This window comes from Paenisporosarcina sp. P4_E4_2, assembly GCF_056401595.1.
In genome coordinates this window covers 1-17452 of the sequence record NZ_JBFUJC010000028.1, presented here as the reverse complement: position 1 = coordinate 17452, position 17452 = coordinate 1, and the positions used below count along the sequence as shown (strand labels likewise).

At 38.5% G+C, this 17452-nt stretch carries 13 protein-coding genes; 11 read left to right on the top strand and 2 right to left on the bottom strand.

The annotated features are described in order from the left end of the window. From AC1DSB_RS04425 to glgA, 4 genes are all read left to right on the top strand, one after another. Nucleotides 1–386 (top strand): alpha amylase C-terminal domain-containing protein (locus AC1DSB_RS04425; protein WP_477585886.1); only part of this gene is annotated, 386 nt, incomplete at its 5' end. After that, a complete protein-coding gene (locus AC1DSB_RS04420; protein WP_477585884.1) occupies nt 376–1533 on the top strand; it encodes a glucose-1-phosphate adenylyltransferase in 1158 nt (385 codons plus the stop codon). The genes AC1DSB_RS04425 and AC1DSB_RS04420, both read left to right, overlap by 11 nt. A gap of 16 nt (nt 1534–1549) precedes the next feature. Next, the gene (gene glgD, locus AC1DSB_RS04415; RefSeq protein WP_342541658.1) at nt 1550–2656 is read left to right on the top strand and encodes a glucose-1-phosphate adenylyltransferase subunit GlgD; all 1107 of its coding nucleotides are present in this window, start codon (nt 1550–1552) and stop codon (nt 2654–2656) included. A 16-nt stretch (nt 2657–2672) separates the two neighbouring features. Then, on the top strand, nt 2673–4103 hold the full coding sequence (gene glgA / locus AC1DSB_RS04410) for a glycogen synthase GlgA (RefSeq protein ID WP_477585882.1): 1431 nt from the start codon (nt 2673–2675) through the stop codon (nt 4101–4103). A 301-nt stretch (nt 4104–4404) separates the two neighbouring features. Here the strand turns inward: glgA and AC1DSB_RS04405 are convergent, their stop codons facing one another. Beyond that, the gene (locus AC1DSB_RS04405; RefSeq protein ID WP_477531963.1) at nt 4405–5760 is read right to left on the bottom strand and encodes an MATE family efflux transporter; all 1356 of its coding nucleotides are present in this window, start codon (nt 5758–5760) and stop codon (nt 4405–4407) included. Nucleotides 5761–6016: 256 nt separating this feature from the next. Here AC1DSB_RS04405 and AC1DSB_RS04400 point away from each other — a divergent pair, with 256 nt between their 5' ends. After that, a complete protein-coding gene (locus AC1DSB_RS04400) occupies nt 6017–7093 on the top strand; it encodes an undecaprenyldiphospho-muramoylpentapeptide beta-N-acetylglucosaminyltransferase (RefSeq protein WP_016427317.1) in 1077 nt (358 codons plus the stop codon). A 143-nt stretch (nt 7094–7236) separates the two neighbouring features. Here the strand turns inward: AC1DSB_RS04400 and AC1DSB_RS04395 are convergent, their stop codons facing one another. Further along, the gene (locus tag AC1DSB_RS04395; RefSeq protein ID WP_477585880.1) at nt 7237–7791 is read right to left on the bottom strand and encodes a GNAT family N-acetyltransferase; all 555 of its coding nucleotides are present in this window, start codon (nt 7789–7791) and stop codon (nt 7237–7239) included. A 357-nt stretch (nt 7792–8148) separates the two neighbouring features. Here AC1DSB_RS04395 and dapF point away from each other — a divergent pair, with 357 nt between their 5' ends. The 6 genes from dapF to odhB form a co-directional block, all read left to right on the top strand. Further along, nucleotides 8149–9135 (top strand): diaminopimelate epimerase, encoded by a 987-nt coding sequence (dapF, locus tag AC1DSB_RS04390; protein ID WP_477532346.1) that lies wholly within the window; start codon nt 8149–8151, stop codon nt 9133–9135. A 13-nt stretch (nt 9136–9148) separates the two neighbouring features. Continuing rightward, on the top strand, nt 9149–11179 hold the full coding sequence (locus AC1DSB_RS04385) for a PAS domain S-box protein (RefSeq protein ID WP_477532345.1): 2031 nt from the start codon (nt 9149–9151) through the stop codon (nt 11177–11179). A 63-nt stretch (nt 11180–11242) separates the two neighbouring features. Next, nucleotides 11243–11917: a response regulator transcription factor gene (locus tag AC1DSB_RS04380; RefSeq protein ID WP_477532347.1), complete on the top strand. Its 675-nt coding sequence runs from the start codon at nt 11243–11245 to the stop codon at nt 11915–11917. Continuing rightward, complete coding sequence (locus AC1DSB_RS04375) at nt 11914–13320, top strand: HAMP domain-containing sensor histidine kinase (protein ID WP_477585878.1); 1407 nt, start codon at nt 11914–11916, stop codon at nt 13318–13320. The genes AC1DSB_RS04380 and AC1DSB_RS04375 overlap by 4 nt, the downstream gene beginning before the upstream one ends. Before the next feature lie 230 nt (nt 13321–13550). Next, a complete protein-coding gene (locus AC1DSB_RS04370; protein WP_477585876.1) occupies nt 13551–16358 on the top strand; it encodes a 2-oxoglutarate dehydrogenase E1 component in 2808 nt (935 codons plus the stop codon). A gap of 28 nt (nt 16359–16386) precedes the next feature. Beyond that, nucleotides 16387–17452 (top strand): 2-oxoglutarate dehydrogenase complex dihydrolipoyllysine-residue succinyltransferase (odhB, locus tag AC1DSB_RS04365; RefSeq protein ID WP_477585874.1); only part of this gene is annotated, 1066 nt, incomplete at its 3' end.

The following is a 17452-nucleotide window of genomic DNA, read 5'->3' as shown; positions in this document are numbered from 1 at the left end:
CCAATTCCCTATGGCGTCTGGATCATGAGCAAGCTGGCTTTCAATGGATTGATGCAGACAATGCAGAACAAAGCGTGATTACTTTTATGAGAAAAGGAAAACGGAAGGGGGATTATTGCATTGTTGTTTGTAATTTTTCAGCCGATGTTTACCATAACTATCAAATTGGGGTTCCGTCCAATGGGAAATATTTTGAAGCATTTAATAGTGATGCCGCATCATTTGGCGGATCGGGACAGCTGAACTCCACCCCGATGCATGCCAGTAAGATCCCGCTTCATAATCAGCCCTGCAGCCTGGAAATAACCGTACCGCCGCTAGGGATTGCTATATTCATGAAAGAAACAAAAACAAGGCAAAGGGGATTCAATACAAATGGCATCTAAAAAATGGGTTGCAATGCTTTTAGCAGGTGGTCAGGGTTCAAGACTCGGGGAATTGACGAGTGACTTAGCTAAACCCGCAGTACCCTTTGGAGGCAAATACCGGATTATCGATTTTACCTTAAGCAACTGTACACATTCAGGTATTGATACAGTCGGCATACYTACCCAATATCGTCCGCATATTTTGAATTCATATATTGGTAACGGCCGCCCGTGGGATCTTGACCGTAATAACGGCGGGGTTTCTATACTTCCACCTTATCAGGGGAAAGACGGTGGTGTATGGTACAAAGGAACTGCAAATGCTGTATATCAAAATTTCCATTTTATTGATCATAATGACCCGGAATATGTACTTGTTATCTCAGGAGATCATATTTACAAGATGGATTATAATAAAATGCTTGAAGATCATATTAATAAGGGTGCACATGCGACCATTGCTGTCATAGAGGTACCTTGGGAAGAAGCAAATCGCTTTGGCATAATGAATACAAACGAAACTGATAAAATTATTGAATTTGATGAAAAACCTAAACATCCAAAAAGTAATTTGGCTTCGATGGGTGTGTATCTCTTTAACTGGAATCATCTCAAAAAGTATTTAACAGAAGACGAACAGGATAGCAGTTCGACTAATGACTTTGGAAAAGACATTATTCCAAAGATGCTGAATGATGAAGCAAATTTACAAGCGTATCGATTTGAAGGCTATTGGAAAGATGTCGGTACGATTGAAAGCCTGTGGGAAGCGCATATGGATTTATTGGAAGAACCATCTGTATTCAAGCTAGGAGACCCGAATTGGCAAATATATGCAGGTAATGCCAACCACCCTCCACAATATATATCTGAGGATGCTGATGTGACACAATCATTAGTCAATGAAGGGTGTTTGGTATTTGGGAAGGTCGATCATTCTGTTCTTTCCTATAATGTCCAAGTTGGAAGCGGCTCTATCGTAAAGGATTCCGTAATAATGCCAAATGTGAAAATCGGGAAAAATGTAATAATCGAAAGGGCTATAATCGGTAGCGGTACAACTATCGAAGATGGAGCAATAGTCTTTGACTCTAAACAAGGGCTTACCTTAATTGGTGAAAATCAGCGGATTTCTTCGGAAAGTGCTTTGCTGCAATCTTTATAATAGGAGGTAGCCTTAAATGAGGAATGTATTAGGTGTAATTAATCTCGTAAATGAAAGGCCTATTTTAAAAGAACTGACCCAGCATCGTTGTCTGGCTTCCGTACCATTTGGAGGACGCTATCGTATGATAGATTTCACAATGTCTAACTTTATGAATGTTAGCGTCAGCAAGGTTGCGATATTCACAAAAGATAAATATCGATCGTTGATGGATCATCTAGGTTCTGGAAAGGAATGGGATCTTGATCACCGTTCACAAGGTTTATTCATTCTTCCTTCAATTCATCCCGATGAAAAAATTAAAGGAGATTTACAGCAGTTCTACGATCATTTAGAATTTTTCCAACGGGCAACTGCAGATACAGTAATTATTGCTCCTGGTCATCATATTTGTAAAATAGACTTTAACGAAGTGATTAAAGAACACGAAAGTAATGAAGCTGATATTACAGTTCTGTATAAGGATTATGATGGGGAGTCAGTGAAAAGACCTCTTTATCATCAATGTTCACTAGATTCAAACGGCGAAGTCCGTGATATAAACCTTTATACGTCACCTAAGAAAGGTGACCATATATGTTTGGAAACATATGTGATTAAAAAGCAATTATTAATAGATTTAATTAAGAATTGTATTGAGTATGATGAATATGATTTTTTGAAAGATATTGTAAAAGCAAATTTGATAAATCTTAAAGTGCAAGGATATGAATTCACTGGTAATATGCCGTTTATTCACTCCTTAGAAACATACCATGCTAGTAGTATGGAATTTCTTAACCCAGAAATTCTTCGTAACTATTTTTATGATTCATGGGAAGTTTTCACTAAAATTAAACATGAAGCACCTGCCGAATATGCAAATTCCTCAAAGGTTTCTAATTCCTTAATTGCCAATGGATGTATTATTGAAGGAACCGTCGAAAATAGTATTATTTTCCGTGGCGTAAAAGTAAGGAAAGGTGCTGTCGTTAAAAACAGTATCATTATGCAAAGAGGTGAGATTGAAGACGGAGCCCATATCGAAAATGTTATTACTGATAAACAAGTAATCATAACAAGGAATCAAATCATTACAGCGAGAAATAAGCCGACGGTAATCAAAAAAGAAGAAGTAGTTTAAACTGGAGGGACCCAGCATGAATGTTTTATTTGCAGCCTCAGAGTGCGTCCCATTTATTAAGACCGGGGGACTTGGTGATGTCATAGGCGCCTTGCCTCTATCTTTACATGAAAAGGGAACCAACGTCAGTGTTATATTACCGAAGTATGGCGATCTTCCGTTACATTTTCAAGAACAAATGCAATGGATCAAAAGCATTGAAGTGCCTTTAGGGTGGAGACGTCAATTTTGTTGTATTGAAAAACTGCATTATCAGGGGATAACAGTATACTTTCTCGATAACGAATATTATTTTAAAAGGCATGGCAGTTATGGCTTTGGGGATGATGGTGAGCGTTTCGCCTTCTTTTCTCGAGCCGTGCTGGAGGCTTTGCCATTCTTWGAGGAACGACCAGATATCATCCATTGCCATGATTGGCAAACAGGCTTGATTCCTGTTCTTTTAAAGGCCCATTATGAAAATAATCCATATTATCAGGAAATCAAAACCGTGTTTACCATTCATAATTTACGTTACCAAGGTGTATATGCTAAATCAGTGCTTTCCGATTTACTGGATTTAAGCGAACTTTATTTTCACATGGATGGCTTAGAGTTTTRTGGGGATGTCAGTTACCTTAAAGGAGGACTGGCCTTTGCTGATCGCTTGACTACTGTAAGTTCAACCTATGCATACGAAATACAGTCTCCCTTTTATGGAGAAAGACTTGATGGGTTTTTACGAAAGAGAGGCGCCGATATTCGTGGAATCGTGAACGGAATTGACAATGACTCCTATGATCCTAAACGTGATGAAAATTTATTCCTTCCATTCGACGATTATAAGGGGAAGTCTGTAAATAAAAAGCACCTTCAGGAATCACTCGGGCTTCCTATAAACGCTGATATACCAGTAATTTCTATGGTTACCAGACTAGTTGATCAAAAAGGCATAGATCTGATTCTACATGTCTTCCATGAAATCATCGGTTTGAATGTCCAGATTGTGTTATTAGGTACTGGCGATCAGCAGTATGAAGAGTCATTCAGGTATTTTGAAGAAGTTTATCCCGATAAAGTTTCAGCAAACCTATATTTTGATGAAGCATTGGCACGAAAAATTTATGCCGGTTCCGATCTTTTTCTGATGCCATCCCAATTTGAGCCGTGCGGCATAGGACAGTTGCTCGCACTTCGCTATGGAACCTTGCCGCTCGTCCGAGAAACAGGTGGGCTGAAGGATACCGTTATTCCTTATAATGAAATAACCGAAGAAGGAAATGGATTCAGCTTTGCTAATTATAATGCCCACGAATTGCTATATACGATTGAGCGAGCGGTTGCACTTTTCCGCTTCCAGCCTAACAAATGGAGAAACTTAGTAGGGCACGCAATGGATCTTGATTTTAGCTGGTCATCATCTTCGCAGCAATATCTCAAAATCTATCGGGAACTCCTGAAATCTTAAAAATATAGGCTCTGTTAAACGATATGGTAGTTAATCGTACATTTGCGCTAGCCGAAAGTTCCGCATGAGCCAACGAGTATGAAAATCACATACTTGTGGGTCTCATTTTTCGACAACGCCTTCGTGACCAACATCCTGTTCGTCCGCGGAAAGCAAGCAGATTCCCTTTAATCTTTTTAAAAAAATCAACCATAAAACTTAACAGAGACAAAAAAAGAACCGTTTTCGAATTTCTGAAAACCGTTCTTTTTGTGCAACCCATAATAAAGGTTATTCATACGAAAAAAAAGATGACGCAGTCCTAAAGGGACGCGACATCTTTTTTGCGCTGAATACGGATGAGTCTTAAGGATAAAGTGATGGCACCGGCAGATAAACCAACAATTAAACCAATCCAATATCCAAACGGTCCGAATTCAGTGAACTTCGATAGGAGATAGCCTACTGGCAAACCAATGATCCAATAGGAAATAATGGCCATGATGAATGTAACATTTACATCCTTATAACCTCGCAAAGCTCCTTGCACTGGTGCTTGTATCGCATCGGATAATTGAAATAGTGCTGCAAAAATAAAGAATTGTATGGTTAATTGGATGACCGTTTCGTCTGTAGTATACAATTCGGCAATTTGTTCCTTGAAAAAGAACAAAATACATGCTGAGAGGAAACTGAACATTACTGCAGTACTAACACTTAACCAGCTATAAATTTTTGCATCTTTAAAGCGCTTCGCTCCAACTTCATATCCAACCAGGACAGTAGTACCAATAGAAATGCTTAATGGAACCATATACATTAATGAGGTAAAGTTCAAAGCAATCTGATGGGCGGATATAACTGCCGTACTATACGTACTCATCATCAACGTAACTGCAGAAAAGATACTTGTTTCCGCAAAGATTGACAAACCAATAGGAACACCAATTTTACTGATATCGCGCCATTTTGAATACTGTACACGTTGCCAATTTCTGAAAAGCTCATATTGCTGAAAAGGTTTTTGTTTATGTACCACTCCAACTGCTATAAGAAAAATGAGCCAGTAGGTAATTGCAGAAGCATAACCAGCTCCGGCCCCTCCCAGTTCCGGAAAGCCAAAATTTCCGAAAATCAATAAATAATTAAAAAACACGTTTATAGGTGCAGATAATAAGGTGATAATCATGGAAACTCTTGTTTTTCCAAGCGCGTCCATGTACGAACGCAAAACATTGTAAGCAAATAATGGGATAATGCCGATGCTAATCGCTTTTATAAACGAACTGGCAACTTCTTCTACACGGTTCTCCAATGTCATAGATTGCAAGATCGGTTCTAAAACAAAAAATAAGACAATTAAGGTAAGGACGGACAACCCAAGAGACAGAAATAAACCTTGTTGGACAACCAGTCGGACTTCTTCCTTTTTTTTCGCTCCAACTAGTTGAGCGACAATAGGGGTAATTGCCAATAATATACCTGCCAGTCCAGTATAAACAGGTATCCATAATGAGGAGCCTACCGCTACTCCAGCCAAGTCCTCACTCCCATACCTGCTTGACATTAAAATATCAAAAAAAGTAATTAAGTATAATGCCACTTGTGTCACTAAAATCGGAAAAATAATTTTAAGCATCCGTGACCATTTTTCTTTTAGATTTGAAGTTTCATACATATGTGATCACCTTGAATTTCTACAAATTTTCCCCAGTATATCATATTTTTCTAAGGGTTCGTGGATATGGAAATAGTCGTATTATTCACTTTTACAATATGTGAATGGATTCCATCGTTTTGAAGATAACGTTCATGTTAAAGCTTTAAATGGTGTATATTATGTAAAGGGTAGATTATAAGAGCAGCTTGATTTTGCCAAATTGCCTCATGATTTTTATAACGATCGAGTGGCTTAATAGATAGGAGCTTTACACATGAAGAAAAAAACCATTGTATTAACCGGAGGGGGAACTGCTGGTCATGTTTCATTGAACCAGGCAATTATCCCGACATTAGAAGAGCAATCATTTGAAATACATTACATCGGTTCCAAAGATGGCATTGAATTGGAATTGATTCGCGATGCTTTTCCTCATATTACGTATCATGCCATTTCAAGTGGCAAATTAAGACGTTATGCCTCCGTCAAAAACTTCACGGATCCACTAAGAGTCATGAAAGGATTACTGGAAGCTTTATTCATATTAAAAAAAGTAAAACCTTCCGTAATTTTCTCAAAAGGTGGATTTGTATCCGTTCCTGTCGTAATGGCAGGTAAAATTGCTAACATTCCAGTTGTAATTCACGAATCTGACGTAACTCCAGGACTGGCAAATAAAATCGCGATGCCATTTGCCCATCATATTTTTACAGTCTTCCAGGAAACGTTAAAGCACTTACCATCAGAAAAGTCCAGTTGTTCTGGCTCCATTATTCGCTCGGAATTGTTTGAAGGGAGAAAAGAAACGGGAATGCGACTGTGTGGTTTTGAAGGTTTTAAACCCGTTCTACTCATTATGGGTGGGAGTCAAGGCTCAGCAGTAGTGAATGATGCCATTCGAAGTAATCTTCCTAAGTTGCTTGAAAAATATGATGTCATTCACTTGTGTGGAAAAGGCAAATTGGATGAATCATTAAACAACATAAGAGGGTATAAACAATATGAATATGTGACACACGAATTGCCTGATTTGTTGCATGCCGCTAATATTATTATCTCCCGAGCAGGGTCAAATTCCATTTTTGAATTTTTAGCCTTGCGCAAACCGATGTTGTTAATCCCGTTAACAAAACTACAAAGTCGTGGAGATCAACTTTTAAATGCCCAGATATTTAAGAAACATGGGTGGGCATCTGTAATTGAAGAAGAAGAAGTAACCCCAGCATCATTTATGGCTGCGTTGGAAGATGTTAAAGAACGCACAGAACATATCCAACAAGTAATGGAAAGTTCAGAATTTCCAAAAACGCCGAATGAAATGGTCAGTCTTATTACTTCATACGCAAAATAAAATACCGTCCATACACCATAAACGTGTGTGGACGGTATTTTTTTATTTAATAAAGCAAAGGCATTAACAGATATATTCATTTTTTAGAGGAATTCTATGTCTACTTCCAGCGCCAGGCTAGAGAGACGCTTTCCGCTTTGTTCTTACATCGCTTGTTCTTCTTCTTCTCCAGTGAACCTAGAAGCAGCCGTTGCCATGTAGAATAAATCTTTAGGGATTTGATATAACTCATATTGATGTGCACCTGCATTGATTTCTTCCAATAAAGCAGGGTGACTTTCTTTTGCATTCATCGTGTAAGGCAATTTTTCAGCAGCACGAATGGATTTTTCGTTATGCTTTTTAATCCGTAGGAATACGGTATTGATATTGTGCTGATAAAACAGCTCTTCCAAAAATAAGTTTTTTGCTTTTTGATTAAAACCTTTTCCTTGGAAAGGGTGACCAATCCATGTCCCAAGAAAACCTGCATGATCTTGAATGTCATATAAATTAATGGTCCCAATTGGCATTCCGTAATCGTCAGTAAYTGTGCGTGAAATTACTTCTCCACGCTCTTCTTCTTCCATTATCTGTTTCGTCATGAACATAAATTCATCAGCAGAAGTCGCTTTGTGACGAACAAAAGGGAAGACAGATGGGTGTGATAAATACTCGAATAAAGTAGTACATTCGTGTAATTCTCGTCGTTTAATCATAATTAACGCCTCCGTACCAGGGTAGATCAAGACAGTAGTCTGGTTCTAACCCCTCGAAATTTTTCATTTTGTGTTGCATAAAAAATTTCGGGGTGGGAATCGAACCCACTAGAACCAGTCATATTTGCTGGTGGCGCACCATTTGCCTTCCCTCACGATTTATGGTGAATAAAATCGCTTTATGAAATTGTTTGTTTGCATTCTTACTATACTAATTTTTTTTCAAAATGCAAAGAAAAAAATACGTTAAAAATGTGTAAGTTTTGTTACAAGATTATGCCTTTAATTTGAACGAATAGTTGTAACCGTTTTCGTTTAGATTTATGATGAAAAGATAGAGTATCTGGAGGGATTATCATGACCTTAATATTTCATAAAGTCCACGGTTCAGGCAATACGTTCTATTTACATGAAGAAGTAGAAAACACAACATACAATTGGCCATTAACTGCACAGAAGATGTGCGATCCTTCAAAAGAAAATGGAGCGGACGGTTTATTGATTATTTCGCCATCGACCCGTGTGGATGCGAGAATGCGCGTCTATAATGCGGATGGTTCAGAAGCATCCATGTGTGGCAATGGATTAAGATGTGTGGCGAGATTTGTATTAAACAAGACTGGTAAACAGACTGCAACAATAGAAACAATGAAAGCAGACTTGACTGTACGAAAAGTAGATTCTATTTTCAACAGTATAGATACATATTCAGTAGAAATTTCGCCGGTATCATTTGAGCTGTCTTCACTACCAATGATCTATAAAAATAGCCATCAAATCATCAATGAGATAGTACCCGAGTTTTCTTCCGATATTCACTTTACCGCAGTGTCGGTTCCGAATCCTCACTTAATAGGTATAGTTCCTATTCAGTATATTGAAGATACCCGTTTTCAAGAACAGCTTGCTGCATCATTTAATAGAGAAAATATCTTTTTCCCTGATGGTGTAAATGTAAGCTTTGTTCACCCAGTAGATGATACTAGTATTTTTGTGCGGACTTATGAACGTGGTGTAGGATTTACAAATGCTTGTGGAACAGCCATGACAGCATCTGCTTTAGTAGCTGCCACAATTAAACTCGTTCCTTATGGGGAAACAACGGTCTATAATCCAGGCGGATTTGTTAAGTGTGCGATTGAACAAAGCGATACTTCTTCGCAGCTTTCACTGATAGGAAATGCAACGTTTTTTGCTACCTATACCGGAATACTATCTGACGATGGGGAGTTCAACTGGAACTCCAAGATCCTTCATGATGATGAAATAGAGGAATATAAAGAATTAGAACAACTGGCAAAACAAAAAGTAAAAGATGGATGGTCTAGCGAATCGGACATGTAGGAGATGAAATGTAATGGAATATTTTTTCACTCAAGCACAGTTTGATTTATTATATGGAGATTCTACAGATTTAGTGTTCTTTTTAATTCAAAAGGAACACTCGTTTGAATACTTATTTGTCAATCATAGTGCTAGACTCATTTTCAAAGAAAACCCAATTCAGTCAAAGTTGCACGAAATGGTATCCGTTTCCCATTGTGAATCAATTCAGACTCACTACATGCAAGCCATTAATGAAAATAAAGTCATAACTTATCAAGATTTCTTTTTGTTTTCAGATTTAGAGTTGGTTAATGAGACAATTGTAAAGCCAATAATCACGGATTCAGGTACATATATACTGGCGATTACAAAGGAAGTATCGTTTCAGAAAGAAATTGAAGAAAAATATTTATTTATGCAATCACTCCTGAATATGAATGTAGATCCGACCATTGTCGTGACGAATGAAGGCAAGATTTTCGATATGAATCCTAAATTCGAAGAATTGTTTGGCTATCGACTCAAGGAATGGCGTGGTAAACATTTCCTTAACTTGCCTTTCGTTCCTATCAAAGAACGTAGTTCAGTGGAACATCACTTTTATTCTAATTTACGTGGCGAAGGAAAATCTTCAGTACTTGTAAAACGAATGAAATCGACAGGAGACAAAGGGACATTCTTAGTCAGTTACTCTCCGATTATGAAAAACGGAGAAAATGTAGCGATGTATATTTTGCTTCAGGAAGTTACAGACGAAGTGGTCTTAAAAGAAAGCCTGCGTAATACTAGACATGTTTTGGAGAGCTATAAACGTGCCATCAGTAAGGCAGCCATGGTCTTAATGACGAATCGAAAGGGTTACATTGAATATGTTAATGAATTGTTCGAAGATATTTCAGGTTATGCGAGAAAAGACATCAAAGATAAACATATCACGTTTTTACAGGTAGATCAGTACAATGACTTCCAATTGAAACGCATGTGGCGAGATGTTTTTAAAGATAAAATTTGGCGCGGCGAACTTCGGCACCGAGCTGTAGATGGTACGTTTTACTGGGGAGATACAACGGTTATTCCGCTATATAATAAACAGCAAAACATTGAAAATGTATTAATCATACAATTTGATATTACTGAAAAAAAGAATGTGATGATTGAACTTCAATCAATTGAAAAAACGTTTAATCTGATTACTGAAAATACAAATGACTTAATCGCGATTACAGATGAAAATGGCTACATTTTATATACTTCGCCTTCTCACTGTCGTATTTTGGGTTATTCCAAAGAAGACATGGCAAACAAGAAGTTCAGTGATATGTTGCCGTACCCATTTCAGGATACTTGGGATGATGACATTACAAAACGAGTAAATGAGGATGATGAAATTCGTCTGGAATTGCAGTTCTTCCGAAAAGACAAATCTAAACTTTGGACTGAAACCTCGATAGTTGCGGTGAAAAATCGTGAACATCAAGATAAACTACAACACGTCATAGTATCCAGAGATATTACGGAACGTAAAAATCTTGAGGAACATCTTACGTTTATGGCCTATCATGATAGCCTTACGCAATTACCCAATCGCAGTTTTTTAATGAAAACATTTCCTAAATTAGTCCATAGTGCTGAATGTAAGAAAACTTCGATTGCCGTCCTTTATTTGGATGGAGACGATTTCAAATCGATCAATGACTCTTACGGGCATGATGTTGGTGATGAATTCATTCGGAAGTTTGGAGAAGCTTTATTAAAAAATGTACGTCAACAGGACTTGGTAGCACGAATTGGTGGAGATGAGTTCATTATTGTATTAACAGATCTGTGTATGGAAATGGATAAACGTATAGAACTAACCAATCAGATCATACATAACATCAAGTCGTCCTTGAAAAAAGGATGGTTAATAAAACAACAGGCATTTCATCCTACAACTTCAATCGGTATTGTCTTCTTCCCTGAATGTGGAAACACTATTGATGAATTGTTGAAAAAAGCGGATAAAGCTTTATACGAGGTGAAAGGTATGGGGAAAAATCAATACCTTTATTATTCAGAATGAATCTTAGGGAACCGGTCCGATAATTGGAGCGGTTCTTTTGAAAATATGGAAGAGGGTAAGATGATGAACAGCCGCGTCCTACTAGTTGAAGATGAAAAAAACATTGCTCGGTTTATCGAGCTCGAGTTGCGACATGAGAATTTTGATGTTGTCCATGTTATATCTGGAAGAGAAGGTTTGGAGGCAGCCAAAACTCATGATTTTGACGTTGTCCTGCTGGATGTAATGCTACCTGAACTGAACGGAATTGAAGTGTGCCGGCGCATCCGTTCATTTTCTCAAATACCTATATTGTTAATTACAGCTCGGGATGCTGTAATTGACCGTGTAGCTGGGCTAGATGCGGGTGCGGATGATTATATAGTTAAACCGTTTGCGATAGAAGAATTACTCGCTCGAATACGCTCGGTTTTAAGAAGAGCCAGCAAGTTAAATCATGAGACCGCGCGCCTGCAAATAAAAGATATTATAGTCGACACGGATGCCCATACTGTAGAAGTCGCCGAACAAAATATCGAACTGACCAAAACTGAATATGATTTATTGGTTTATTTGATGCAACAAAAAAATCGTGTGGTAACAAGAGATTTGATTCTAGAAAATGTATGGGGATATTTAGCCGATATCGAAACGAATGTTGTGGATGTTTATATTCGTCATTTACGCTCAAAGTTACCCCAGCATGCAACCAGCTATATCGAAACGGTCAGAGGGGTCGGATATGTGATGCGTGAATGAATGAGTGGAAAAAGTTGAATCAGAAAATCGCTTCACAATCGTTAAAGAAAAAATGGGCAATCAGTTCTGCAGCCGTAATCTTTTTAAGTTTCGCTACTATGAGCATAATCTTATATGTGGCATTAAAAGGTTGGTTGTATCAACAGGAAGAACAAGAAGTGAATCGAACGATGCAGGATTTAACGGCATTTTTTGAATCTCAAGGTCCTTTTTTGACCGTTCAGGACATTCAGTCCAATACAGGGTTAATGAAATCAATTGTCGATAAAGACCAGACCGTGAGATTGTTGAATGCTGATGGAATTGAAGTGCTTCAAATCAATAACACTTCTACTTTCAAAGCATTTAAAGATATCGATGTTCCTGAAGAAGGTTATGCTCTCAATGATTATGATAATTCATCCATTTCTGCAATCGGGAACGTTAGACTCGGCCGATTTAAAGGGTATATACAACTCGAGCACCCGTTAAAGTCATTTCAATCAACTAAGACGTACATTTTGACAGCGATGCTGTTATTCAGTGTATGCGCTTTGCTGTTGTCTGGGTGGATCGGGTACATTCTGGCTTCTTACTTATTAAAGCCACTCAAGGATTTGAAAATGACTATGGATGACGTAGTTGCTCATGGTTTTGAAAAAGAATTAACGATTTCCTACGACGCAAAAGATGAAATTGGCGAGTTAATCATTGTCTATGAAAGCATGATGGCCAAATTGAAGTATTCATTTGAACAGCAGCAGCAGTTCATGGCAGATGCTTCTCATGAATTACGCACTCCCATACAAGTAGTGGAAGGACATTTATCCCTATTGAACCGGTGGGGAAAAGATGACCCGGAAATTTTGGAAGAGTCACTAGGAATATCTTTACGAGAAGTACATCAAATGAAAACGTTGATTGATGAAATGTTGGAACTTGCGCGTGGGGAACAAATGAAAGCTCAACCACCAACAAATATTCTCGAGCAAMCCGAAGAAGTGATAGAAGAACTAGTTCAAGTTTATCCAACGGCATACATTGAACATAAAATTCCCATAGATCGGTCATTGCATGTACTCATTTCCTCAAATGCTTACCAACAAATTATGCGAAACCTGTTAATCAATGCAATCCGGTATAGTACAGAGCCTGCTCGAGTTGATATCTCATATGAACGCAAGACAAAATATATTATTGTCCATGTACAAGATCAGGGGATTGGTATAGATCCACAGCATGAGACAAAAATATTCGACCGATTTTATCGGGTCGATATGGCCCGTTCCCGCGATTTAGGGGGAAGCGGTTTAGGATTAAGTATTGTAAAGATGCTTGTGGAAAATGCGAGAGGATCTATAACCGTAAAAAGCGAACTAGGAAAAGGCTCAACTTTTTCACTCGTTCTTCCTCTAATAGAATGATGAATCCTTGTCTAAATGACGGGTTATTTCGACTTAACGAAAAAGTTTGCTTAATTTACTAAAAAGCATTGTATTTTCCTATGAGAGTAGTAAGATTGAAATGGAAAAAATGTTCTGCCATTTGCATTGCGTTCGATTCCTTTGATATCAAGAACTAACGTGATAAAATAATGTAGATTATTAAATAGAAATAGGAAATGCCGCTTGGCAAAAGTTGGAGGGTTTTCTAAATGTCAAAAAACGGGTCACCGAACGGGTCACCATGGACTAAACTTTCTGGTCCGAATTTAGGTTATGTATTGGAAATGTACGATACGTTCATGCAATCACCAGAAGCTGTTGACGCAGAACTAGGTGAACTTTTTAAACAGTATGGGGCTCCATCTACAGAAGAAAATCTTGTCGATTTCTCTGCAGCTGGGCAAGTTGATCCGAACCATGTAGGCAAAGTATTGGCAGCTGTACAATTAGCTGACGCTATTCGCGCACATGGTCATTTAGCTGCGGATATTTATCCGTTAAATGATCGACCAAAAGATTCAACAAGATTGGATCCTTCTTCATATGGATTGACAGATGCTGATCTTATCGAGATTCCAGCTTCTTTATTAATGAAAAATGCTCCAAAAGATATTCAAAATGGCTTGCAAGTAATTGAGCATTTGAAATCTTTCTATACGGATAAGATTGCTTATGAATTCGCTCATATTATCAATCCACAAGAACGTCAGTGGATTCAATCAAAAATCGAATCTTCTTCTATGAAATTAACTTTATCGACTGAAGAACGTCAAGCGTTGCTTAAACGTCTTTCGGAAATTGAAGGATTTGAAAAATTCATCCATCGTACTTTTGTCGGTGCTAAACGATTCTCGATTGAAGGGTTGGATACCTTAGTCGTCTTGCTTGATGAATTAGTTCGACAATCCGAAAAATATCAAACGGAACAAATTCTAATCGGTATGGCTCATCGTGGACGCTTAAATGTCTTAACACACATTATTAACAAGCCATACGACATGATGTTTGCAGATTTTGCACATGTTCCAAATGAATCGTTCTTGCCAAAAGATGATTCATTGAAAATTACGACTGGCTGGTTTGGCGATGTGAAATACCACATGGGTGCAACGCATACTGCTAAATCTGGTCTAAAAGTAAAACTTGCTTATAATCCTTCTCACTTGGAAGTAGTTAGTCCAATCGTTACTGGACAAACTCGCGCAGCGCAAGAAGAAACGACAAAAACAGGTGTACCTGTTCAAAATCCAAAAGCAGCTTATTCCGTTTTGATTCATGGAGATGCAGCATTCCCAGGTCAAGGTATCGTAACGGAAACGTTAAACTATAGCCGTATTCGTGGATTCCAAACTGGTGGATCAATTCATATCATTGCCAACAACATGATTGGTTTCACAACAGAATATTACGATTCACGTTCAACTCATTATTCTTCTGACCCTGCCAAGGGATATGAAGTACCGGTTGTCCATGTTAATGCTGACGATGTTGAAGCAGTAATTGCAGTAGCACGTCTGGCATTTGAATATCGTGAACAGTTCGGTAAAGACATCCTAATCGATTTAATCGGTTACCGTCGTTTCGGTCACAATGAAATGGATGAGCCGTTGGTAACAAACCCAACAATGTATCATGCTATTCACAAACATCCAACTGTACGTGAACTATACGGCAAGCAATTGGTTGCTGATAAAGTTGTGGCAGATACAGATGTGAAAAAACTTGCTACTGACGTTCAAAAAACAATGCAAGCTGCTTATGATCGTGTAAGAGAAGTGCCTGAAGCAGTGCATCAAGATATTGTCATCCCTGAAGTTGTATTGAATGGATATCCGGAAGTTCCTACAGGTGTGAAAGAAGAAACACTTGTAAAAATGAATGCTGAGTTATTAACATGGCCTTCAGAATTCTCGGCATTTAAGAAACTTGAAAAAATTCTTAAACGTCGTGAAGAACCTTTTAAAGGAAAAGGAAAAATCGATTGGGCGCATGCAGAAACATTAGCATTTGGTTCGATTATCCAAGAAGGTAATCCGATTCGATTGACTGGTCAAGATGCTCAACGTGGAACTTTTGCACACAGACATCTTGTTTTACACGATGAAAAAACTGGAGCAGAACTTGTTCCTTTACACCATATTTCAGATGCAAAAGCATCATTTGTGGTATACAACAGTCCATTGACTGAAGCAGCGGTTGTCGGTTATGAATTTGGATATAACTTAGAAAACGAAAAAGCATTAGTCATTTGGGAAGCACAATACGGGGATTTCGCAAACATGGCGCAAGTTATGTTTGATCAATTTATCTCTGCTAGCCGTTCAAAATGGGGTCAAAAATCCGGATTGGTCATGTTACTTCCGCATGCGTATGAAGGTCAAGGCCCAGAGCATTCAAGTGCTCGTTTAGAGYGTTATTTACAAATGGCCGGAGAAAATAACTGGACAGTTGCAAATCTATCAAGTGCTGCGAACTATTTCCATATTTTACGTCGACAAGCGAAAATGCTTGGAGAAGAAACGATGAGACCTTTAATTATTGTTTCGCCTAAATCATTGCTTCGTCATCCACTTGTGGGTGCTGAAGTAGCAGACCTTACAACTGGCCAGTTTGACACTGTTCTGGAACAACGAGGTCTTGGTGAGCAAACAGATAAAGTGGAAAGAATTTTATTGGCAAGTGGTAAAATGGCGATTGATTTAGCTGATAAAGTAAAAGATGGCAAGGATTTCGAACATCTTCACTTGATTAAAGTTGAACAATTATATCCATTCCCTTCTGAAAAAATTCAAGCAATTGTTGAACGTTATCCAAATGCAAAAGAAATCGCTTGGGTACAAGAAGAACCACAAAACATGGGCTCTTGGACATTTGCAGATCCATACTTACGTGATTTAGCTGGAACGAAGAGTGTTAGATATATTGGACGTGTGAAACGTTCAAGTCCAGCTGAGGGCGATGGTGAAACACATAAAACAGAACAATCCCGCATTATTGAAGAAGCCGTTTCACTTTAGAACGTATTGATTAGAGGAGGAAAATATAGTGGCAGAAATTAAAGTACCCGAATTAGCAGAATCAATTACAGAAGGAACAATCGCACAATGGTTGAAACAACCAGGCGATACAGTTGAAAAAGGTGAATTCATCGTTGAGCTTGAAACTGATAAAGTAAACGTTGAAGTCATTTCAGAAGAAGCAGGAGTAGTCCAAGAACTACTTTTTGCTGAAGGCGATACAGTCGAAGTTGGCCAAGTGATTGCTGTTGTTGGTGAAGGTTCAGGTTCTGGTAGCACGACTAAGAGCCCGGTTGAAGCTGATCCTGCAGAAGCTGACGCACCAGTAAAAGATGTTGAAGCAGCTCCTAAACAACAAGCGGCACCAGTTGCTAAAGATGAATCTTCTTCAACAGATCGCACAATTGCAAGTCCAGCTGCACGTAAACTTGCTCGTGAAAAAGGAATTGATTTACAAGCAGTTTCAACTGTAGATCCAATGGGTCGCGTTCGCGTACAAGACGTGGAAGCACACTCAAATGCTCCTAAACAAGCACCAGCAGCACCAACGGCTCCAAAAGCAGTTGCTGCACCAAAAGCAGACGATAGCCGTGTGAAACGCGAGAAAATGTCTCGTCGCCGTCAAACAATCGCTAACCGTTTGTTGGAAGTTAAGCAATCAACTGCGATGTTGACTACTTTCAACGAAATCGACATGACAAATGTTATGGCTTTGCGTTCTCGCAAGAAAGATAAATTCTTTGAAGATCATGATGTCCGTCTAGGATTCATGTCATTCTTCACGAAAGCCGTTACTTCTGCGCTTAAGAAATACCCTTATGTTAACGCAGAACTTGATGGGGACGAAATCCTATTGAAACAGTTCTATGATGTAGGTATTGCGGTATCAACTGAAGAAGGATTAGTTGTACCAATCGTTCGCGATACAGACCGTAAAAACTTCGCAGAAATCGAAGCGACAATCGGCGAGTTAGCTAAAAAAGCTCGTGACAAGAAGCTTCAAATTTCTGATATGACAGGTGGATCATTCACTATCACAAATGGGGGAGTTTTCGGTTCTCTAATGTCTAGGCCATTTTTGATGGGTTCTGATG

What these genes read in the sequence shown, in the direction of transcription:
- glgD (WP_342541658.1), top strand. Translation starts at nt 1,550, where the DNA reads ATGAGGAATGTATTAGGTGTAATTAATCTCGTAAATGAAAGGCCTATT.
- AC1DSB_RS04405 (WP_477531963.1), bottom strand. Translation starts at nt 5,760, where the DNA reads ATGTATGAAACTTCAAATCTAAAAGAAAAATGGTCACGGATGCTTAAA.
- AC1DSB_RS04400 (WP_016427317.1), top strand. Translation starts at nt 6,017, where the DNA reads ATGAAGAAAAAAACCATTGTATTAACCGGAGGGGGAACTGCTGGTCAT.
- dapF (WP_477532346.1), top strand. Translation starts at nt 8,149, where the DNA reads ATGACCTTAATATTTCATAAAGTCCACGGTTCAGGCAATACGTTCTAT.
- AC1DSB_RS04385 (WP_477532345.1), top strand. Translation starts at nt 9,149, where the DNA reads ATGGAATATTTTTTCACTCAAGCACAGTTTGATTTATTATATGGAGAT.
- AC1DSB_RS04380 (WP_477532347.1), top strand. Translation starts at nt 11,243, where the DNA reads ATGAACAGCCGCGTCCTACTAGTTGAAGATGAAAAAAACATTGCTCGG.